Source organism: Pseudomonas sp. C321 (assembly GCF_055407105.1).
Window position 1 is genome coordinate 1 of record NZ_JBUZRB010000028.1, and the last position, 1,356, is coordinate 1,356.

The following is a 1,356-nucleotide window of genomic DNA, read 5'->3' on the forward strand; positions in this document are numbered from 1 at the left end:
GATACGCCGGTCAACGATGTTTACAACAATGGCAGCACCGTCACCGACTTCATCAAGTCCACCACCGGCGGCAATTTTGAACAGCTGACGCCTAATACCGCGCCGGTTGAGACCAAGATCGTCGACTCGCTGGACAACACCGACCTGACGCTGAACGCTGAAGGGTCCATTGTTGAAGGCGGCAAGATCACCTACACCGCCACACTGACAAACCCTGCCGACACCGCCGTCACCGTGACGCTCAATAGCGGCGCGGTGATCACCATCGAAGCCGGGAAAACCAGCGGTTTTGTCGTGGTCGATACGCCGGTCAACGATGTTTACAACAATGGCAGCACCGTCACCGACTTCATCAAGTCCACCACCGGCGGCAATTTTGAACAGCTGACGCCTAATACCACGCCGGTTGAGACCAAGATCCTCGACTCCCTGGACAACACCGACCTGACGCTGAACGCTGAAGGGTCGATTGTTGAAGGCGGCAAGATCACCTACACCGCCACACTGACAAACCCTGCCGACACCGCCGTCACCGTGACGCTCAATAGCGGCGCGGTGATCACCATCGAAGCCGGGGAAACCAGCGGTTTTGTCGTGGTCGATACGCCGGTCAACGATGTTTACAACAATGGCAGCACCGTCACCGACTTCATCAAGTCCACCACCGGCGGCAATTTTGAACAGCTGACGCCTAATACTGCGCCGGTTGAGACCAAGATCGTCGACTCGCTGGATACTACGACCATCAAGTTGACTGCATCGGGTGAAGTCAGCGAAGGAGGCCAGGTTACTTACACCGCCACGCTGAGCCATGCGGCCGGCAGCAACATGACCGTCACCCTCAGCAACGGGGCCGTGATTGAAATCGCTCAGGGCAAGTTCTCCGGCGAAACGAAATTCGACGCTCCAACCGACGACGTTTTCAAAGATGAAAGTACCGTCTCGGCCACCATCAAGCCGGACGGCATCGTCGGCGGTAGCTTTGAGAAACTGGAAATTGTCGGCGGCGCTGCGGACACCCTCGTCAAAGACACCATCGACGAAGTCACTGTTTCGCTCCACGCCACCCCAAGCATCAGCGAAGGCGGCGAGATCACCTACACCGCTTCTTTGCTGGGCAAAGACGGCAAGCCGGTTCTAAACCTCGGCTCCGATCTGGTCGTAAAACTGGCCAATGGCGAAACCATCACCATCGCCAACAACGCTTCGTCGGGCACCGCAACCATCACTGTTCCGGCGGACGTTTACGTTAATCCCGCGATTTCCAACACCATTACCCAAGTGGTCAGCGGCGGCGACAAGTACGAAAAACTCACCGTCAGCGACAAGCCGGCGGGCACCACCGTTATCGATACT

The 1,356-nt window shown here is 57.2% G+C and carries 1 protein-coding gene; it reads left to right on the top strand.

Annotation, left to right across the window (positions count from 1 at the left end; all coding sequences use genetic code 11):
- The coding region (locus ACZRJ6_RS26200) for an immunoglobulin-like domain-containing protein (RefSeq protein WP_463970662.1) at positions 1 to 1,356 on the top strand (1,356 nt) is incomplete at both ends.